Annotated in this window: 16 protein-coding genes; 10 read left to right on the top strand and 6 right to left on the bottom strand. The window is 61.0% G+C overall.

Annotation, left to right across the window (positions count from 1 at the left end; translation table 11 throughout):
* Positions 1-167: 167 nt before the first annotated feature.
* Positions 168-1,001: a signal peptidase I gene (lepB, locus tag C7378_RS13080; RefSeq protein WP_131997481.1), complete on the bottom strand. Its 834-nt coding sequence runs from the start codon at positions 999-1,001 to the stop codon at positions 168-170.
* Positions 1,002-1,695: 694 nt separating this feature from the next.
* Here lepB and C7378_RS13075 point away from each other — a divergent pair.
* Positions 1,696-3,159 (top strand): pentapeptide repeat-containing protein, encoded by a 1,464-nt coding sequence (locus tag C7378_RS13075; protein WP_131997478.1) that lies wholly within the window; start codon positions 1,696-1,698, stop codon positions 3,157-3,159.
* Positions 3,160-3,534: 375 nt separating this feature from the next.
* Here C7378_RS13075 and C7378_RS13070 read toward each other — a convergent pair whose 3' ends face one another.
* Positions 3,535-4,392 carry a TlpA family protein disulfide reductase gene (locus C7378_RS13070; RefSeq protein ID WP_131997475.1) on the bottom strand — a complete coding sequence of 286 codons (858 nt, stop codon included), beginning with the start codon at positions 4,390-4,392 and terminating at the stop codon, positions 3,535-3,537.
* A gap of 148 nt (positions 4,393-4,540) precedes the next feature.
* On the opposite strand from C7378_RS13070, the gene ald reads away from it, so the two are divergent.
* Entirely contained in the window at positions 4,541-5,656 is a 1,116-nt protein-coding gene (gene ald / locus C7378_RS13065) for an alanine dehydrogenase (protein ID WP_131997472.1), read from the top strand.
* 68 nt (positions 5,657-5,724) lie between these two features.
* Here the strand turns inward: ald and aroE are convergent, their stop codons facing one another.
* Both aroE and mqnC read right to left on the bottom strand, forming a co-directional pair.
* A complete protein-coding gene (gene aroE / locus C7378_RS13060; protein ID WP_131997469.1) occupies positions 5,725-7,290 on the bottom strand; it encodes a shikimate dehydrogenase in 1,566 nt (521 codons plus the stop codon).
* A 103-nt stretch (positions 7,291-7,393) separates the two neighbouring features.
* Positions 7,394-8,440: a cyclic dehypoxanthinyl futalosine synthase gene (gene mqnC, locus C7378_RS13055; protein WP_131997466.1), complete on the bottom strand. Its 1,047-nt coding sequence runs from the start codon at positions 8,438-8,440 to the stop codon at positions 7,394-7,396.
* 286 nt (positions 8,441-8,726) lie between these two features.
* Here mqnC and C7378_RS13050 point away from each other — a divergent pair, with 286 nt between their 5' ends.
* Complete coding sequence (locus C7378_RS13050) at positions 8,727-9,932, top strand: DUF481 domain-containing protein (protein ID WP_131997463.1); 1,206 nt, start codon at positions 8,727-8,729, stop codon at positions 9,930-9,932.
* Between the two features lie 67 nt (positions 9,933-9,999).
* On the opposite strand, the gene C7378_RS13045 is transcribed toward C7378_RS13050, so the two are convergent.
* Positions 10,000-11,703, bottom strand: a complete 1,704-nt coding sequence (locus tag C7378_RS13045; protein ID WP_131997460.1) for a nitrite/sulfite reductase — start codon at positions 11,701-11,703, stop codon at positions 10,000-10,002.
* 251 nt (positions 11,704-11,954) lie between these two features.
* Complete coding sequence (locus C7378_RS13040; RefSeq protein WP_207901433.1) at positions 11,955-12,533, bottom strand: carbonic anhydrase; 579 nt, start codon at positions 12,531-12,533, stop codon at positions 11,955-11,957.
* Here C7378_RS13040 and C7378_RS13035 point away from each other — a divergent pair.
* The 7 genes from C7378_RS13035 (at position 12,532) to C7378_RS13005 (ending at position 17,970) form a co-directional block, all read left to right on the top strand.
* Positions 12,532-12,840 (top strand): hypothetical protein, encoded by a 309-nt coding sequence (locus C7378_RS13035; RefSeq protein ID WP_131997454.1) that lies wholly within the window; start codon positions 12,532-12,534, stop codon positions 12,838-12,840. The genes C7378_RS13040 and C7378_RS13035 overlap by 2 nt on opposite strands.
* A gap of 54 nt (positions 12,841-12,894) precedes the next feature.
* Positions 12,895-13,581 (top strand): phosphoribosylanthranilate isomerase, encoded by a 687-nt coding sequence (locus tag C7378_RS13030; protein ID WP_131997451.1) that lies wholly within the window; start codon positions 12,895-12,897, stop codon positions 13,579-13,581.
* Positions 13,582-13,670: 89 nt separating this feature from the next.
* Positions 13,671-14,882 (top strand): tryptophan synthase subunit beta, encoded by a 1,212-nt coding sequence (gene trpB / locus C7378_RS13025; RefSeq protein WP_131997448.1) that lies wholly within the window; start codon positions 13,671-13,673, stop codon positions 14,880-14,882.
* 7 nt (positions 14,883-14,889) lie between these two features.
* The gene (trpA, locus tag C7378_RS13020) at positions 14,890-15,669 is read left to right on the top strand and encodes a tryptophan synthase subunit alpha (RefSeq protein WP_131997445.1); all 780 of its coding nucleotides are present in this window, start codon (positions 14,890-14,892) and stop codon (positions 15,667-15,669) included.
* 82 nt (positions 15,670-15,751) lie between these two features.
* Positions 15,752-16,081, top strand: a complete 330-nt coding sequence (locus C7378_RS13015; RefSeq protein WP_131997442.1) for a chorismate mutase — start codon at positions 15,752-15,754, stop codon at positions 16,079-16,081.
* Positions 16,078-17,097 carry a 3-deoxy-7-phosphoheptulonate synthase gene (gene aroF / locus C7378_RS13010; protein WP_131997439.1) on the top strand — a complete coding sequence of 340 codons (1,020 nt, stop codon included), beginning with the start codon at positions 16,078-16,080 and terminating at the stop codon, positions 17,095-17,097. The genes C7378_RS13015 and aroF overlap by 4 nt, the downstream gene beginning before the upstream one ends.
* A gap of 3 nt (positions 17,098-17,100) precedes the next feature.
* Positions 17,101-17,970, top strand: a complete 870-nt coding sequence (locus C7378_RS13005; protein WP_131997436.1) for a prephenate dehydrogenase — start codon at positions 17,101-17,103, stop codon at positions 17,968-17,970.
* The last annotated feature ends 20 nt before the right edge of the window (positions 17,971-17,990 follow it).

Below are 17,990 nucleotides of genomic sequence, written 5' to 3'. Positions count from 1 at the left end.
CCTGATCTCCGAATCCTGACACTCGCATGACGAGCACCCAATCGCCGAGGCACTCACCGAGCAACCTTGATAACCAAGAGTCGGGTAGTGCACAAGTAGTAATTGCCGAATAGGCGGTTATACGACCGGAGCGCACCAAGATCAAATCGGGATCTTATAATTTCGGTTCAACGAACAACGTGGAAAGTGCGTTTCCAGCGCGTGTCTGGGAAGAAATGCACCAGAACGTGGCTGATCCACGCGAGCTGGTGACTGAATCCTGTTTGTTCAAGTTGTCCATCTGCGGCCTTGAACGACCAATAGTTGAAAAGTGGACGGCCAAGTATGTTAGCGCGCGGCACCAAGCCCCAGTAGCGCGAGTCCAGGCTGTTGTGCCGGTTATCGCCCATCATGAAATACATGCCGGGTGGAACCACCAGGTCGCCGTCCTGGATATAACTCGAGAAGTTCACGGCCCACGACTCTGCTGAGCCAGGCACCTCGGCTGGAGGTACTGCGGGGAAATCGTCGAGGAACTCGTTGAAGTTATCCGTCGTCGTCGGCTGCGCAAATCCCACGGGCTGTGCAACACCATTAACAATCACAATGCCGTTGCGTAGATGAATATGATCTCCCGGTACGCCAATCAACCTCTTCACCAGGGGGGTGTGTTGTGGTGTTCCGTCGGCGTCAGTGGCATCAATACCAGGCTGATTGACGGGCTTGAGGAAGACCACGATATCGCCGCGCCTCGGCTCGCGATACCTGATGAGCGGCATCCACGAAGCAGGCGGCATTAGCGTGATCCGGTCGACGAGCAGGTGATCGCCTACAAGCAACGTGTTCTTCATCGAGCCTGACGGAATGAGGTAGTTCTGAGCTAAGAAGGTCAGAATAAATAGGCCCACCACCAGAACTGAGCAGATGCTGGCCAGCGCTTCGAAAGGAGTCTCCTGCTGATTGATCTTGGCGGACGCTGCGGGCTTTGTTGAAACAGGAGAAATCTTCGTCGCTGGACTCATCCACAGGCTCCTCGGGAAGGCTGGCGAGCCCCAGGGCGTTCGCGAGCGGTTACTTCAAAAGAGATGACTTCATATACGTTCGACTGTCGTCGAGTTTGCGTCTTGGCCCGAGTCTATCAAATCCCTGTGCAACGTAGAATTCTCCGGATGATTCGGCGTGCGAGCGGTTAGTGGCCGATCCGGAAGTTATATAGGAGTACACTTCGGCGTCATTTTCAGGATCGGTACCGGGAAACGCCGTTGTAGCCAGCGATGCCTTTGAGTTTACGAATTATCGCCGAGGCACTCATTGACCAGGGTTGATAACCACGAGTCGGCCGATATTTGGTGATTTGTCTGGGGCCCGCGAGGATGTTTTGGAGGGTACGCGCTCCTCAGCCGCTGCGCAGTGTGGATTGCTTTGGCGGCGGTTTCAGATGCCAGGGCTGGGCGCGCCTGCTGAGCAGCGAAATTGGCGTTTATTGGGGACTTGTCCTAGAAGGGCGGCTCGACCTTGGGGCGATGAGTGCATTAGCTCGTAGCGGAGATCGAGAATCGTGCGCAATCTGATCGGCGAGCCCTGCCAACCTACCGTGACTGCCGGCCCTCGATGATTACGTGGCGATAACGGATCATTAACCCACATGTTTGGAGTGCGGTTCTCAACGCTCGCTCTTCTTGAGAGCGCCCGGCCTGGCTTTGCTATTCTTTCCGCATGGCCAATCGACATCAGCTTGCGAAGCTTCAGGAAGGTGTTGGTGCATGGAACGAGTGGATTAAGCAACACCCTGACATTGGAATCAATCTCACGAAGGCGAAATTGCAGAATGCGAAGCTAAGCAATGCAGATTTGAGCGGGGTGGACTTCTTCGAAGCCAATTTAGATAACGCAGACCTGAGCGGGGCCAATCTTAGCGGAGCAATGCTCGGTAGTGCGCGCATGTACTCTGCAAACCTAAGCGGCGCGAATCTTAGTAGCGCGGATCTGAGCCACTCGAATCTTCGATGGGCGAATCTCAGCGGCGCGAACTTGAGCGAAGCAACATTGGACTACGCCCTCTTGGTTGATACGAACATGTGTGGCGCCAACCTGCGGAGCACACAACTGGGTGGAGCAAAGCTGGTTGCTGCTCGCATGGTTGAGGCAGATCTAAGCGAAGCCGACATCAGTGGAGCGGACCTAGTTGGCGCAAAACTCGAGCATGCAAAGTTTTGCGAAGCTGATCTGAGTGATGCAAAGCTAAATTCCGCTGACCTTAGTGGAGCCGACCTGGCTGGAGCTGACCTACGTTCATCCTCACTTCAGGGCGCAAAACTAGACGGTGCCAAAGTGACGGACATAAAGTTATGGGAGACACAAAGGGCAGGCTGGTCGATTAAGGGAATTATCTGCGAACGCGTCTACTGGGACAAATCTGCTGAATATGCAACTCTCTACGCGCCCGGAGAGTTTGAACGACTCCACTCTGAGCAAACATGTATCGAACTTTTCTACCAGAGTGGCGTTTCCACCTTCGAGATCAGTACGCTCCCTGTGCTACTTCACCATCTAGCTACACTGCATCCAAACACCAGTATTCGTCTCAAATCGATCGATGAAACTGGCGGCGGCGCCAGAATCTCCATTAGCGTCGCAGACTCCGATCCCGAGACAGTCGAAAACGTCAGAGCCGACGCCATGAAGGTTTATCATGCGCAACTCGCCCTGCGCGAAAAGGAAACAGAGCGCTTGCGAATTGAGAAAACTTATATTGAGAATTTCTTTATAGGAAAGCTCATTCCAGCAATGCTTCACGCTGGAGCACCCCAGAATGTATTCAACGCACCGGTCACCGGGATGATGATTTCAGGAGGCGAATCCAAGCTGGATTTTCACCAGAGCATCGGTGATAACTCCGCAATTCTCGCCCTTCTCGAGAAAATCGTAGATAACCGTGCTGACCTGCAGCTTCCAGCAGATGAGGAGACTAAACTTCAGGCTGTGATCCTTTCTGCTACCAGCGAGCTTCACAGGCAAGATCCCGACCAATCCCTACTCTCAAAAAGCGTTCACTTCATCCAGCAAATCGCTAAAGAAGCTGTTAAGAAAGCCGCAGGGAAACTCGGTGAAGAAGCTGTGTCAACAGACTGGCAAAACTGGTTGCATCAACTGAACCAACATGTAGTTCACTGGAGGTAGGGCATCCACGACCCGGGTGCTCGAACTTTCCATGTGGTTGGAAATCTAGCGCTCCCTGTTGACACACCGTCAGAAACATCTATTCACAAAACAGCCCAACGTGATGATCGAGTGCAAGTTACGCGCATTTCTCAGGCTTGCTCCCGATAAACGCGCTAGGAACTTGTGATCCTGGCCTGAGTGCTCCTCGACTTATGAGCAATCGCCGATGCACTCATGGATGCAGATTGGTATCCAAAAGTCTGCTGATTCGTCTGGGGCTCTCGAGGATGCTTGGAAGGTACGCGCTCCTCGGCCGCTGCGCAGTGTGCAGGACGGTGGAGGGTGGATTTCTTTGGCGGGGGCCGATCCGCCTGCTCGCTACCAGTGCGGCGCTTACTCGGGCTTCAACCCGGCCTGCGCCAACATTGCCAATAACTGCTTCTGCGTTCTCATGTCCTCCGAGTGTGCGACGAGTTTGCCACTACGATCGAACACGAAGCTCTGCGGTATCGCATCTACCCTAAATTCATTGGCAACCTTGCGGCCGGGATCAAGCAGGATTGGGTACTTATAACCGGCGGAGCCAACAAAGCTGGCCACCTTCAACGGCTCTTCGTCCGTGATTGACAGAATTACCAGTTGATCCTGGAAATGGTTATAGATCGCCTGCAGGTCCGGCATTTCCGCGCGGCAGGGCGGGCACCATGTGGCCCAGAAATTCACGAGGACGATTTTGCCGCGAAGCTTGCTGAGAGTTACTTTCTTCATGCCCAATTGCTTTAAGTTGTAGCCTTCGAGCGTGAAATCGGATGTTCCCGCATCGGCGTCGTGCGCTTTTAATATCTCCATCGATTGCTTGTACTGTGGATCGGTCATGTCACTGGTAACGCCCTCATATCGCACCAGCTTTGCCAGCGCATAATATGGCTCGCTCGGCTTAGCGCTATTCGACACCATCGGCGTCTCCTTGAGCGCGCTGGAGAGGGTAGTCGCCACTTCCTGGATGACGCCGGTATCTTCCTCGCCTTCCGTGGAAAGACGCGCGAGCCCATCAGCAAGAGCAACCTTCATGCGGCTGGGCGGGAGCGCCCGTATTTCAAGGGCGAGATCTTTTGTCGCGGCTCCGCGCCTGGCGTCGGGCACTTGCCGCAGGGTTTGAAGTTTATTTTTGATGGTGTTGGGATTGGACTGCTGCCCAAACGCCATGCTGCCCATGCATAGAATCAGAAAAGCAGTGCCAATTCGTACCATTCGCGAATCTCCCAGGAAAAGCACGGCAAGTATATCCAACTCTGTTAATCGTGCAAGTTGAAGGAAATGCTCGCAGATGGCCCTTTAAATCGTAGGCATCATTTTCCGTTTCCGGTATGATCAGGAGTTTGGTTCTGAGGACACATCGATGATTATTGGGGTACCGAAGGAAGTAAAAGACCACGAGAGCCGGGTGGGGATTACGCCTGCCGGGGCGAAGGCGCTGAGCGAGGCCGGGCACAAGGTGCTGGTCGAGACGCATGCGGGCGAGCTGTCTGCCTTCACCGACGACGAGTACCAGGCGGCGGGGGCGGAGATTGTCGGGTCGGCGCACAATGTGTGGGCCAATGCGGACATGGTGGTCAAGGTGAAGGAGCCGGTCGAGAAGGAATACGGCTTCTTCCGCGAGAATCTTGTGCTGTTTACCTACCTGCACCTGGCTCCTGTGCCGGAGCTGACGGAAAAGCTGCTGACGAAGAAGGTCACGGGAATCGCGTATGAGACGATCCGGGACCGGGCGGGGACGCTGCCGCTGCTGACGCCGATGTCCGAGGTGGCGGGGCGGATGTCAGTGCAGGTGGGCGCGGCCTACCTGGAGAAGGAAAAAGGCGGACGCGGGGTGCTGCTGGGCGGGGTTCCGGGAGTGCCGCCGGCGAATGTGTGCATCATCGGCGGGGGAATCGTAGGGACGAACGCGGCGAAGATTGCGCTGGGGATGGGGGCGAAGGTGACGCTGGTGGACCTGAACCTGAACCGGTTGCGGGAGATCGACGATATCTTCAACGGACGCATCTACACGCTGGCGTCGAACAGCTACAACGTGAGCCACGCGACGCGCGAGGCGGACCTGGTGATCGGCGGAGTGCTGATTCCGGGAGCGGCTGCGCCGAAGATTGTGACCAAGGAGATGGTCGCGAAGATGAAGAAGGGCGCGGTGATCGTGGACGTGGCGATCGACCAGGGCGGCTGCATCGAGACGGCGCGGCCGACGACCCACTCCGACCCGGCGTATGAGGTCAACGGGGTAGTGCACTACTGCGTGACGAACATGCCGGCGGCGGTGCCGAATACGTCCACACTGGCGCTGACGAATGCCACGTTTGCCTACGTGCTGAAGCTGGCGAAGCTGGGCGCGAAGGAAGCGATCCTCTCCGACGACGGGATTCGCGACGGGGTGAACACCTATGACGGAACGCTGACGTGCGAGCCGGTGGCGAACTCGCAGCAGAAGCCGTGGCGTGCGGTACGGGAGCTGCTGGCCTAGTTCCCTGCTGAAGAAACAGACGCCCCACTCTCCGATGAGGGTGGGGCGTTTTTCTTTTCGGGCTGCGGTTATTGAGGTTTGGGGGCTTCGTCGGAGCGGCGCTGGAGGGCGCGGATGACGACGCGCATCATTTCGTCTTCAGGGGCGGGCTTGCCGGTCCAGATCTCGAACTGGCGGGCTCCCTGGTGGACGAACATCTCGACGCCGGTGATGTAGGGCAGGCCCTTCTCCCGCGCCATGCGGATGAGCGGGGTATCGACGGGGTTGTAGACGAGATCGAAGACCAGCCGGGTGTTGAGCTCCTTCGGGTCAAGGAGGTGGGTGGCCTTGACGCCGTGCATGCCAACGGGCGTGGCGTTAATGATGACGTCGAAGCTGTTCTTGGCGAGGGCTTCGCGCTTGAGGGTTTTGGCCTTGGCCTGACGGGCGAGCTTGAGGGCTTCGTCGTGAGTGCGGTTCATGACGAAGACTTCGGCACCCTTTTCCTTGAGGCCGAAGACGGCGGCGCGGGCGGCTCCCCCGGCGCCCATGACGAGGATCCTGGAGCCCTTGATCTGGAGGCGCTTCTCAAGCGGGCGGACGATGGCAGCCACGTCGGTGTTAAAGCCGTAGAGCTTGCCCTCCTGCGAACGGACGATGGTGTTGCAGGCTCCGATGCGCTGGGAGAGCGGGTCGGTCTTCTCAAGATGCGGGAGGATCTCCTGCTTGAGCGGCATGGTGACGGCGAGGCCGTGGAGCGGCACTTCGCGGACGAGCTTGAGGAGGTCAGTGAGCTTGCTGGTCTGGAGGGCGAGAAAGACGGCGTTGACGGTCTCGCGGCGGAAGGCGGTGTTGAGCATGAGCGGCGAGAGCGAGTGCTTGATGGGATTGCCTGCGACTCCGTAAACGCGGGTCGCGGCGTCGAGCTGGCCGATGCGGTAGGTCTCGATGAGCGAACGGGCGTCGATCTGGCCGGGGCCAGTCTCCTCGCCAGCGTGCGCGGCGGCAAAGGTGAAGGCGCTGCCGGCGCGGATGCTGAGGACGCGGCTGATGACTCCCTGCTCGCCCATGCAGATGCCGATGAGGTTGGCGAGGTCACGGGTGCGCTCAAGGAAGCGCATCATGGTGACGTTGTCAGAGAGGCTCTTCGCGGTAGAGACGATCTTGATGAACTCGGGCGCGAAGGGCTGGATGCGGTGGAAGGTGGCGTCGAGGTCGCGGGTGGCCTCAAAGTCGTGATGGCTGATGATGAGCGCGGCACCGTGAGAGCGGAGGGCGGCGAGCTGGGGCTTCTTGAGAGCCTCGGCGCTCTCGATCTCCAGGTCGATGAGCTGGCAGCCAGCGGCGATGGCACCCTCAAGGATCTCAAGCTCGGCGGCGATGGCACCCTTGAACCTGCCTCCAGCAGCAACCCGGCGACAGGTGGCGATGACGGTCGCGGCGCTGTGCGAGGCCATGAACTTCTTCAGCATGGGCAGGGCCAGCTGCGGTTTCGGCAAGTAATCGAGGCGCAGCTCGAGGAAGGAGTTTTCGCGGACGGCCTCGGCGGCCTTCTCGAACATCTCGTCAGGTGTAGAGCCGATGATGGATACGCAGACCTTACCAAGGCGTGCGCGCAGATGCTGCAGAGACAGCGCTGTGCTCGCGGTATTCATGGATGCAATTGCGGCATCTTAACGGCTTCGCCGCCCGGATGCAACTGGGATCCTGCGGGCGGGGCTGTATGGAGCAAAAGCGGAGCAGCGCGGGGCGGCGCGGCTAGTTGAGGAACATGGTGGTGTAGAGGGTGTCGCGCTGGGCGGGCTTGAAGCCGGCGTCGCGGATGATGCGGCGCAGCTCCTCCTCAGTGGTGCAGTTGGAGGTGCCAGCAGCCTTGACGACGTTCTCCTCGAGCATGACGGAGCCTACGTCGTTGCCGCCGAAGTGGAGGCCGAGCTGGAGAACCTTGAGCCCCTGGGTGACCCAGCTGGCCTGAACATTCTCAATATTCGAGAGGTAGAGGCGGGAGACGGCCAGCACCTTGAGGTAATCGACGGCGGTGGCCTCTTCCCATCCGCGGCCGCCGAGGGCGGTGTTCTGCGGCTGGAAGCTCCAGGGGATGAAGGCGGTGAAGCCGCCGGTCTCCTCCTGCAGGCGGCGGACGGCCTCGAAATGGTTGATCTTCTGCTCGTCGCTCTCGCCGACGCCGAACATCATGGTGGCGGTGGTTCTCATGCCGAGCTGGTGGGCGGTGCGGTGGACGGCGAGCCAGTCCTCTGTGCCGCACTTGAGGCGGGCGATGCGGTGCCGGACCTCGTCGTCGAGGATCTCGGCGCCGCCGCCGGGGATGGAATCGAGGCCGGCGTCGCGCAGACGTGCGATGGTGTCGCGGAGGCTGAGGTCGCTGTATTCGGCGATGGCCAGAATCTCAGAGGCCGAGAAGCAGTGCAGCCAGACCTGCGGGTAGCGCTGCTTGATGCCGGAGAGCAGGCGCTCGAACCACTCGATCTTGAGATCAGGGTGGATGCCGCCCTGCATGAGCACGCCCGTGCCGCCCATCTCGACGGTCTCGTCGATCTTGCTGTAGATGGTCTCAAAGTCGAGGATGTAGCCCTCACTAGCCAGCTTGCCCTTGAGCGGGCGGTAAAAGGCGCAGAAGGTGCAGTACTCGGTACAGAAGTTGGTGTAGTTGATGTTGCGGTCGATGATGTAGGTGACTACGCCCTCAGGATGGAGCTTGCGGCGGAGGGCGTCGGCGTCCATGCCGAGGCCAATGAGGTCGTCCGAGCGGAGATAATCGAGGGCTTGCTCACGGGAGATCGACATGTACTTATTTTACCGCTGGAGGAGGGTGTCCGGGGGCGCGAGTTGATTAGGCCAAAAAATCGGGATGCTCGCCCTCCTGTGAGTGAAAGGTTGCATCCTATTTCGAATAAACCGCTCAACGGTATAGCTGCAGCAAACGGCCCGACGAAGTAACATAAAGATAACAATGCGAGTTACTGAGGCATAAACGGCTTCAGCCGCATTCCTGAACAGACTTCACCCGGGTCAGGTTCCACGGAAACCCCATACGTTCATTCAAAAAAACAAGGAGTTAGATCTTTCGCTCATGCTCTTTTCCAGAAAACTTCACCGCAGGTTGCTCTCAGCCCCCGGAGCCGCTCTGGCTACCGTAATGTTTGCGGGACTGCTGCCTGCCGTCGCGCAGAAGCCAAAGCCGCAACCGGACGTGCTCGTGCTCCAGAATGGCGATCAACTCACAGGCAAGTTTGTACGCGAGGTCGGCGGGACGGTGACGTTCCACAACGATGTGGTCGGCGACGTGAGCGTCCCCTGGGCCAAGATCAAGGAACTGCGCACCGGCCAGAGCATGGCTGTGCTGAAAAAGGGACTGCATGCGGGAAAGAAGACGCCGGACTCGGCGATTCCGGAAGGAACGCTGTCGATGCAGGATGAGGCGATCATCCTGACGGCTCCGGATGGAACGGCGCTGGCGCCGATTCCCGTGGCCGATGCCCAGTACGTCGTGGATAAGGTGACACTGGACAAGGAACTTCGCGGGCACCCAAATTTCTTCCAGGGATGGAACGGCAGCGCCACGGCCGGAGCGACGATCGTACAGGCGACGCAGAACCAGTACACCTTCAACGGGGCGATGGCTCTCTCCCGGACGGTGCCGACGGTGTCGTGGCTGAATCCGCGCAACCGGACGACGGCGGACTTCAACGGATCGTTTGGCAAGATCACGCAGGCTGCCTACACGGCCAACGGGGTTACGACCCCGGCGCTGACCATCAAGAGCGCGATCTACCATGCGGATGCGGAACGGGACGAGTATTTCTCCCGGCGCTTCTATGCGCTGGCGCAGACGGCGTTTGACCACAACTACGCGCTGAACCTCGACCTGCAGCAGATCTATGGGGCCGGTATCGGCTTCACCGCCTACAAGACGCCCAAGCAGGAGCTGAATGTGCTGGCTACGATCCAGTACGAGAAGCAGCTGTTTCTGAATGCGCTGCCAGGAGAGAACCAGAACCTGATCGGCTCAACCTACTCGGCAACGTACGCGGCGCACCTGCCGAAGGGAATGAACTTCTCGCAGCAGGTGGAGTTTATTCCGGCGTACAACAATCCCCATGCCTACTCCGCAACGGAGACGAATTCGCTGGGGCTGCCGGTATATAAGAGCCTGAGCCTGACGGTGGGCACACTGGATACTTATCTGAACAATCCGCCAGCGGGATTGCCGCCAATCAAGCGCAACTCGTTCCAGTTTCAGACGGGCGTGACTTACAACATCAAGTCGAAGTACTAAGCAACGGATGCAGGGCATGACAAAGGCCCCGCTCGATGCGGGGCCTTTTATCGTGCAGGGAGATGGATCAGTCGGCCGCCTGAGGCGCGCGGCCCTGGGGCTGATCGCGGGTGGCGACGGCGGTGAGCACCTCGCCGGCGAACTGGGCTCGTAGTTCCTCAACGGTGTGGCGGGAGAAGTAGGCGCGCAGGTCTTCGCCGACGTGGCGCTGGCCCTGGTACTGCGTGAGCAGGCGCGCGATGGAGGCCGGAACCTCAGTGGCGGGGACGCGGTAGCCTACGGGGCGGGCGGTGGCGGCGTGGCGGCCGACAGCTCCTCCGACGCAGAAGTAGTAGGCATCGACCATCCTGCCCTCGTGCTTGATTTTTTTGCCTTCGAGGCCGATGTCGGCGATCCAGTGCTGGCCGCAGCCGTTGGGGCATCCGGTGACGTGGAGCTTGAGCTGCTGGTCGAAGCCGGGGACGCGCTCTTCGAGTTCGTCGACGAGCCAGCGGGTGAAGCCCTTGGTCTCAGTAATGGCGAGCTTGCAGAACTCAGTGCCGGTGCAGGCGATGGCTCCGCGCCAGAACTGGCTGCCCTCGACGCGAAGGCCGAGGTCGCCGAGCTCGCGGACGAGCTCCCCGGCGCGGGCGGTGGGGATGTTGACGAAGATGAGATTCTGCATGACGGTGGCGCGGAGGTCGCCGGTGCCGTAGCGCTCTGCGAGCTCGGCGGCGGCGGCGAGCTGGTCACCGGTGAGGCGTCCGCGGAGGACGGACGCGCCGACGTAGCAGAGGCCGGGCTGCTGCTGGGCGTGGATGCCGACGTGGTCACGGTAGACGTCGTCGGGGATCTGCTCGGGAGGCGCCGGATCGAAGGTGGTCTGCATGCGGGACTCGATCTCAGCGAGGAAGGTTTCGGCGGTCCAGCCCTCGCGCATGAAAAGGTACTTGAGCCGGGCGCGGTCGCGGCTCTCGCGGAGGCCCTGCTGATCGCGGAAGATTTCAGCGATGGTGCGGACGGTGGCGAGAGCCTGATCGGGACGGATGAAGGCGTTGAGCTTGACGGCGAGGTGCGGCTCGTTGGAAAGGCCGCCGCCGACGCGGAGGATGTAGCCCACTTCCCCATCGCGGCGTGCGGCGGTGAGGGCGATGTCGTTGATCTCAGGGTAGCTGCACCAGCTGGAGCAGCCGGTGACGCTGATCTTGAACTTGCGGGGAAGGTTGTAGAACTCATCGTTGCCGATGAGGGTGCGGGAGATCTCAAGGGCGAGCGGGGAGGCGTCAATCAGCTCGTCGTGAGCGATGCCGGCGAGGGGGCAGCCAGTGACGTTGCGGACTACGTCGCCGCAGGCGCCGCGGGGCGAAAGGCCGATGCGGTCGAGGGTATCGACGATCTCAGGCAGGGCGTCGATGGTGAGCCAGTGGAGCTGGATGTTCTGGCGGACGGTGATGTCGGCGAGGTTGCGCGCGTGGCGGCGGGTGAGATCGGCGATGACGCGGAGCTGGTCGGCGCGCAGGATTCCGTTGGGGATGCCGATGCGCATCATGAAGTACTCGCTGGCGAGGCCCTCGCCGCCCTTGCCGCCGACTGCACCCACGCCGTCGCCCTGGGTATAGACGCCCCACCACTTGAAGTAGGCGGAAGCCCACTCGGGGACGACGCTGGCGCGGCCTTCGCGGGCGAACTGGCGTACCTCGTCAAAGACCTGCCAGGGATTTTTCTCGCGCTTGAGGCGCTCCATCTTCTGCGCTTTGGTTTCTTTGACGGCGACTGCGGTGGCTTCCGGCATGTGGCTCCTTAAAAGAGAAAACAGGGGTGGAAATAGAAAAGCCCGCTTCAGCAGGATGCGGCTGAGGTGCGGGCTTCTGAGTTAAGACTAAGACCTAGATGCTGTGGCTATGAGGCAGTCTCATCCCGAAGTCCTGCTGGCGCGGGACAACATGCGAATGGCATGAACGGGATGGAGTAGCAGTGCATCCTGATCAGGATAGCTGGAAGCGGGAGGATGGGTCAACCTAAGCCCCGCCAAGCAAGACCAGGCTAGGCGAGGACCGTAACCTTGCCGGTTTCAATGTCGTAGGTGCAGCCGACGATCTTGACTCTTCCCTCTTTGAGCGCCGGGGCGACGACGGGGCGCAGGCTCCTGAGACGGGTGACGCCGCGCCGGACGTTGGCGGCGATGGCGTTATCGAGGAGTTCGCCGGGGCGGTTGACGCTGGCGGTGACGGCGGGCTTGATGCTGTTGACGAGGTCGTTGAGGGCGCCGGGCAGAGCGGCGCGGTCGTCGATGTGCTGGATGGCGGCCTTGATGGCTCCGCACTGGCTGTGACCGAGAACCATAATGAGCGGGACGCCAAGCTCAGCGACGGCAAACTCGACGCTGCCTTTGACGGAGGCTCCGGCTCCGGCGATGTAGTTGCCGGCGATGCGGACGACGAAGAGCTCGCCGATGCCGCAGTCGAAGAGAATCTCGGGGGTGACGCGGGAATCGGCGCAGCCGATGATGACGGCGAGAGGGCTCTGGCCGGCGGCGAGAGCGCGGAAGTCCTCGGGGGTGCGGCGGGGGTGGACGATTTCACCAGCCTGGAAGCGCTGGTTGCCTTCAAGGAGGTGCTGCATGACCTGGTCTGCACTGGGCCGGGTGGAGGGCATTGTCGATCCTCAGATTCCTGGAATTTGTGACCGCTGGCTCAGGCGCGGGCGCATGAGTGACGCGGCTGTCCCCCGGGGCGCGGCCTTTCACCGGATGGCGAGGGCCGCTTCGACAGGACAGTTCACTCTCTCTAGATGCTGCCTGCCGATGATACAGCGAACGGCGGCGAAGACGAAGGCCAGCGACGAAGGCCATCCGGGTTTGACCTGCCTGGAATCAAAGACGGTTGAGAGTGGCGGAGCGAATGGCCGGAAGGAAGCAGAGAGCCGGTGAGCGCGGGACTCGCTATGATGAAAGAGTAGAGAATTCCGGGGATCAAAGAAGCCGATGTGGATCAAGGTCTGCGCAAATACTTCACTGGAAGACGCCACGCTCGCCGTGGAGGCAGGTGCGAATGCAGTGGGCTTTGTGTTCGCCGAGAGCCCGCGACGGGTGACGCGCGAGCAGGTGCGGGAGATTGCGCCGCGGCTGCCGCAAACGATCGAAAAATATGGCGTGTTTGTAGATGTGGGATTCGACGAGATTGTGGCGACGGTGCGCGAGTGCGGGCTGACGGGAGTGCAGCTGCACTCGACACCGGACGCAGGGCTGCCGCTGCAGCTGCGGGAGTATTTTGCCGGGCGGCCGGGCAGGCTGGGGATACTGCGCGTGCTGCACTACTCCGATGAGCTGGCGCCGCAACTGGAGACGATGCGCGGAGACCATGCGGTGGATGCGGTGCTGATCGACTCGCGGACGGCGAAGGCGGTGGGCGGCACGGGAATACGATTTGACTGGCAGGCGGCGAGCCGGAGTTTTTTTGAGTGCGCGCCGCATCTGCGGCTGATCGCGGCCGGAGGGTTGAGGCCGGAAAATGTTCGGGAGGCGATTTGCACGCTGCAGCCGTGGGGCGTGGATGTGGCCAGCGGGGTGGAAGAGCGGCCGGGCAAGAAGGATCCGGAACGGGTGAGGGCTTTTGTGGCGGCGGCGCGACTGGCGTTCCTCGAAAGCAGAAAGGCCGCGGTTTCGGCTTAAAGATGCAGTGAGCCTTGCGTGGCAAGGGATGGCTGGAAATGCAGTCGCAATGTAGTCGTCGAAATGTAGTCTAGGAGAAGAGGTTCTGTATGAGTACTGCTGCGAATACACCGGCGGGCGTTGTGGCGGGGCGTTTTGGAGCCTATGGCGGGCGATTTGTGCCGGAGACCCTGATGGCGGCGCTCGAAGAGCTGGAGCATGCCTACGCCGAGGCCCAGGCCGATCCTGACTTTCATGCGCAGCTGGACCTGCTGCTGCGCGACTATGCGGGGCGTCCGACGCCGCTCTACTACGCGCAGAGGCTGACCGAAGAGCTGGGCGGGGCGAAGATCTATCTGAAGCGCGAGGACCTGTTGCATACGGGCGCGCACAAGATCAACAACTGCCTGGGACAGGGGCTGCTGGCGCGGCGGATGGGCAAGAAGCGCATCATCGCGGAGACGGGCGCGGGGCAGCATGGCGTCGCTTCGGCGACGGTGTGTGCGCTGTTCGGCATGGAGTGCGTCGTCTACATGGGCGAGGAAGACATGCGGCGGCAGGAGCTGAATGTCTACCGCATGCGGCTGCTGGGCGCTGAGGTGCGCGGCGTCAGTTCAGGATCGAAGACGCTGAAGGACGCGATCAACGAGGCGATGCGCGACTGGGTGACAAATGTGCGGACGACCCACTACCTGCTGGGCAGCGTGCTGGGAGCGCATCCTTACCCGACGATGGTGCGCGATTTTCATCGCGTGATCAGCCGCGAGATGCGGACGCAGATGCTCGAAAAGGAAGGGCGGCTGCCGGACGCGGTGATTGCGTGCGTGGGCGGCGGATCGAATGCGATGGGCGCGTTCTTCGAGTTCATCGAGGACAAGAATGTGCGGCTGATCGGTGTGGAGGCAGGCGGCCGCGGCACGGGGCTGGGCGAGCATGCGGCACGCTTCCAGGGCGGCTCGCCGGGAGTGCTGCAAGGTACCTACTCCTATGTGCTGCAGGACGATGCGGGGCAGGTTTCGCTGACGCACTCGGTTTCAGCGGGGCTGGACTATGCCTCGATCGGGCCGGAGCATGCGGCGCTGCACGACTCGGGGCGGGCGGAGTATGTGTCGGCGGACGACAACGCGACGCTCGAGGCGGTGAAACTGCTGGCGCGGACGGAAGGAATTCTGCCGGCGCTGGAGAGCGCGCACGCGGTGGCCGAGTGTGCAAGGATTGCCCCATCGATGTCGCCTCGTGACATACTGGTAGTCAACGTTTCCGGCCGCGGCGATAAAGACATGGGTATTCTCGCGCGCGAGCTGAACCTCAAGGGAGCCTGAGAGCACGATGCCTATCCGCTTTGCCAGCAAGCCGGGCCTGGTTGTTTACCTGACGGCTGGCGATCCTGACCTCGACGCGACCCGCGAGATTGCAGTGGCTGCGATCGATGCGGGAGCCGATGTGATTGAACTTGGCGTACCCTTCAGCGATCCGCTGGCGGACGGCCCGGTGATCCAGCGCGCAAGCGAGCGCGCGGTGGCGCGCGGAACGAAGCTGAGCGACGTGCTGGGGCTGGCGGCGGAGATACGCAAGGTACGGCGGGAAGCGGGACTGGTTATCTTCTCCTACTACAATCCGGTGCTGCGCTATGGGCTGGAGCGCTTCTGCAAGGAAGCCTCCGAGGCAGGCGTGGATGGCGTGCTGATCACGGACATGATTGTCGAAGAGGCCGACGAATATCTGAAAGTGCTGGAGGCGCATGGGCTTGCGCCGATCTTCCTCGCTGCGCCTACGAGCCCGGATGAGCGGCTGGCGCGGATTGCGAAAGCCTCGCGCGGATTTGTGTACGCGATTTCGCGGACGGGAATCACGGGCGCGCAACAGACGATGACGGGCGATGCAGAGCAGCTGGTGAAGAGGTTGCGGAAGTATACGGCGCTTCCGATTGCAGTGGGCTTTGGGGTATCGAAGCCGGAGCATGTGGCTGCGCTGGGCGAGTTTGCAGATGCGGCCGTGGTGGGCAGCGCCATTGTGGCGATTGTCGAGGCCTCTGCGCGCGAAGATGCGCCCAGCTCGATCGCACGATTTATCAAGGGTCTGCGTCCGGCTGTGGCGCTGGCCCGTTAATCCCGCCCCTACACTTTTTTCTATTTTTTAAGAACAGCATGTGCGGGGAACCGTGCATGCGCAGATTTCTGGAGATGATCTTATGGACATCGCAGAGTGGCGACTGAAAATCGATGAGATTGACCGCCAGCTCGTTTCGCTGCTCAGTGAGCGCGCGAAAGCAGCACAGGCGATTGGCAGACTGAAGAATGCAACGGACCTGCCAGTCTACGAGCCAACCCGGGAGCGCGTGATTTTTGAAAACGTGCGAGCGGCGAACCATGGCCCTCTGCCGGATATAGAACTTACGCATATCTACGAGCGCATTATCGACGTGATGCGCGCGCTGCAGAAAGACGAACTGGCTTCGGAGAGAGCAGCCAGAGAAGTAACGGGCGCGGGAGAAGACCGCGAGACAGGAAAAGAACGATGATTGTCGCAATGCTGGAGACCGCGAACGAGGAACAGATACAGGGCGTCCTCGAACGCATGGTAGAGATTGGCTTCAATGTTCACCGCACGACGGGCGCGGTACAGACGATTCTGGCGGGAGTGGGAACGCCGGGAAACTTCGACCACAAGGATTTTGAACTGCTTGCGGGCGTAGCGCATGTGCACCGCATCTCTTCGCCCTACAAGCTGGCAGGACGCGGGTTTCGGCCTGAGGGCACGGTTGTGCGCTTCAAGAACGGCGTGAGCGTGGGCGGCAACGAAGTGGTGGTGATGGCCGGCCCCTGCTCAGTAGAAGGGCGCGAGCAGATTGCACTGGCGGCGGCACAGGTGAAGGCCGCGGGTGCGAAGTTTCTGCGGGGAGGCGCCTTCAAGCCGCGGAGTTCGCCGTACTCGTTCCAAGGCATGGGACTCGAAGGGCTGAAGCTGCTGCGCGATGTGGGCGACGCCAGCGGGCTGTTGATCATCAGCGAAGTGATGGAGATTTCGCAGATTGAGCTGATGCTGCCGTATGTGGACTGCTTCCAGGTAGGCGCGCGCAACATGCAGAACTTCAACCTGCTGCGCGAGCTGGGACTGGTGCGCAAGCCGGTGCTGCTGAAGCGCGGCATTGCGGCGACGATCGAGGAAGTGCTGCTGTCGGCGGAGTACATTCTCTCCGGCGGCAACTATGACCTGATGCTGTGCGAGCGCGGCATCCGCACGTTCGAGACCTACACCCGCAACACGATGGACATCTCCGCGATCCCGGTGATCAAGAAGCTGTCGCACCTGCCGATCCTGGGCGATCCTTCGCACGGAGTCGGGTTGCGCGACAAGGTGCCGGCGATGGCGCGGGCCGCGGTGGCGGCGGGCGCGGACGGCCTGCTGATCGAAGTTCACCCGAACCCGGACAAGGCGTTCTCCGATGGCGCGCAGTCACTCTTCCCTGAGCAGTTCGAAGAGCTGATGGCGTCGCTGCGGCTGATCTCCTCGGCGGTTGGAAGAAAGATAGCCTGATCCATGCCTATTGAGCGCATCGCCATTCTCGGAACGGGGCTGATTGGAGCTTCGGTAGGGCTGGCGTTGCGCTCGCATGGCTTTAAGGGCGAGATTCTGGGCTGGGACCGGGACCCGGAACAGCTGGCGATCGCTGCCGAACGAGGTGCGATCACCAAGGCAGCGGACGATCCGGTGACGGCCGCGCAGCAGAGCGACCTGGTGGTGCTGGCCGGGCCGGTCTTCAGCATTCTGGGCTGGATGGAACACCTGAGCAGCGTGCTGCAGCCGCACCAGCTGGTGACCGATGTGGGCAGCGTGAAGAATGCGCTTTGCTCGCGGGCGCAGATGTGGTTTAACCAGCCGGGGCAGCCGGCGTTTCTGCCAGGGCACCCGATGGCGGGAAAAGAAGTAAGCGGCGCGGCCAATGCAGACGGCAAGCTGTTTGATGGCGCGGTGTGGATTTTTACCCAGTGCGGGAGTCCGCACCTGAACCCGGTGGCGCGCGAGCACGCCGAGGAGTGGCGCGCGTGGGTAAAGCGGTTCGGCTGCCGGGTGCTGGATCTCGATCCGCAGCGGCATGACGAACTATGCGCGTGGGTGAGCCACCTGCCGCAGTTTGTCTCAACAGCTATGAGCGCGCTGCTCGAAGACCTCTTCCCGGGCGATGCGGACCTGCGCGCGATTGGCGGCCGGGCACTGCGGGAGATGACGAGGCTGGGGGCCAGCCCCTACTCAATGTGGCGCGACATTGCGCACACCAACACGGACGCGGTGGCCGATGCGCTGTTTGCGCTGGAACAGCGGATTGCGCATCTGCGGGAGAACCTGCGGACGCCGGAGCTGCGCGACGAGTTTGAACGGGCGAACGAGTTTCGGCTGACGAAGAGTTAGCCCCTTATCGACTGGTTAGA

The sequence above is a fragment of the Acidipila rosea genome (genome assembly GCF_004339725.1).
Lineage (GTDB): Bacteria > Acidobacteriota > Terriglobia > Terriglobales > Acidobacteriaceae > Acidipila > Acidipila rosea.
The sequence above is the reverse complement of the archived record's forward strand: the minus strand, read 5'-3'. Positions and strand labels throughout refer to the sequence as shown.

Coding starts and splice junctions, on each gene's coding strand:
- lepB (WP_131997481.1), bottom strand. CDS start 1,001: ATGAGTCCAGCGACGAAGATTTCTCCTGTTTCAACAAAGCCCGCAGCG.
- C7378_RS13075 (WP_131997478.1), top strand. CDS start 1,696: ATGGCCAATCGACATCAGCTTGCGAAGCTTCAGGAAGGTGTTGGTGCA.
- C7378_RS13070 (WP_131997475.1), bottom strand. CDS start 4,392: ATGGTACGAATTGGCACTGCTTTTCTGATTCTATGCATGGGCAGCATG.
- ald (WP_131997472.1), top strand. CDS start 4,541: ATGATTATTGGGGTACCGAAGGAAGTAAAAGACCACGAGAGCCGGGTG.
- aroE (WP_131997469.1), bottom strand. CDS start 7,290: ATGAATACCGCGAGCACAGCGCTGTCTCTGCAGCATCTGCGCGCACGC.
- mqnC (WP_131997466.1), bottom strand. CDS start 8,440: ATGTCGATCTCCCGTGAGCAAGCCCTCGATTATCTCCGCTCGGACGAC.
- C7378_RS13050 (WP_131997463.1), top strand. CDS start 8,727: ATGCTCTTTTCCAGAAAACTTCACCGCAGGTTGCTCTCAGCCCCCGGA.
- C7378_RS13045 (WP_131997460.1), bottom strand. CDS start 11,703: ATGCCGGAAGCCACCGCAGTCGCCGTCAAAGAAACCAAAGCGCAGAAG.
- C7378_RS13035 (WP_131997454.1), top strand. CDS start 12,532: ATGACCTGGTCTGCACTGGGCCGGGTGGAGGGCATTGTCGATCCTCAG.
- C7378_RS13040 (WP_207901433.1), bottom strand. CDS start 12,533: ATGCAGCACCTCCTTGAAGGCAACCAGCGCTTCCAGGCTGGTGAAATC.
- C7378_RS13030 (WP_131997451.1), top strand. CDS start 12,895: ATGTGGATCAAGGTCTGCGCAAATACTTCACTGGAAGACGCCACGCTC.
- trpB (WP_131997448.1), top strand. CDS start 13,671: ATGAGTACTGCTGCGAATACACCGGCGGGCGTTGTGGCGGGGCGTTTT.
- trpA (WP_131997445.1), top strand. CDS start 14,890: ATGCCTATCCGCTTTGCCAGCAAGCCGGGCCTGGTTGTTTACCTGACG.
- C7378_RS13015 (WP_131997442.1), top strand. CDS start 15,752: ATGGACATCGCAGAGTGGCGACTGAAAATCGATGAGATTGACCGCCAG.
- aroF (WP_131997439.1), top strand. CDS start 16,078: ATGATTGTCGCAATGCTGGAGACCGCGAACGAGGAACAGATACAGGGC.
- C7378_RS13005 (WP_131997436.1), top strand. CDS start 17,101: ATGCCTATTGAGCGCATCGCCATTCTCGGAACGGGGCTGATTGGAGCT.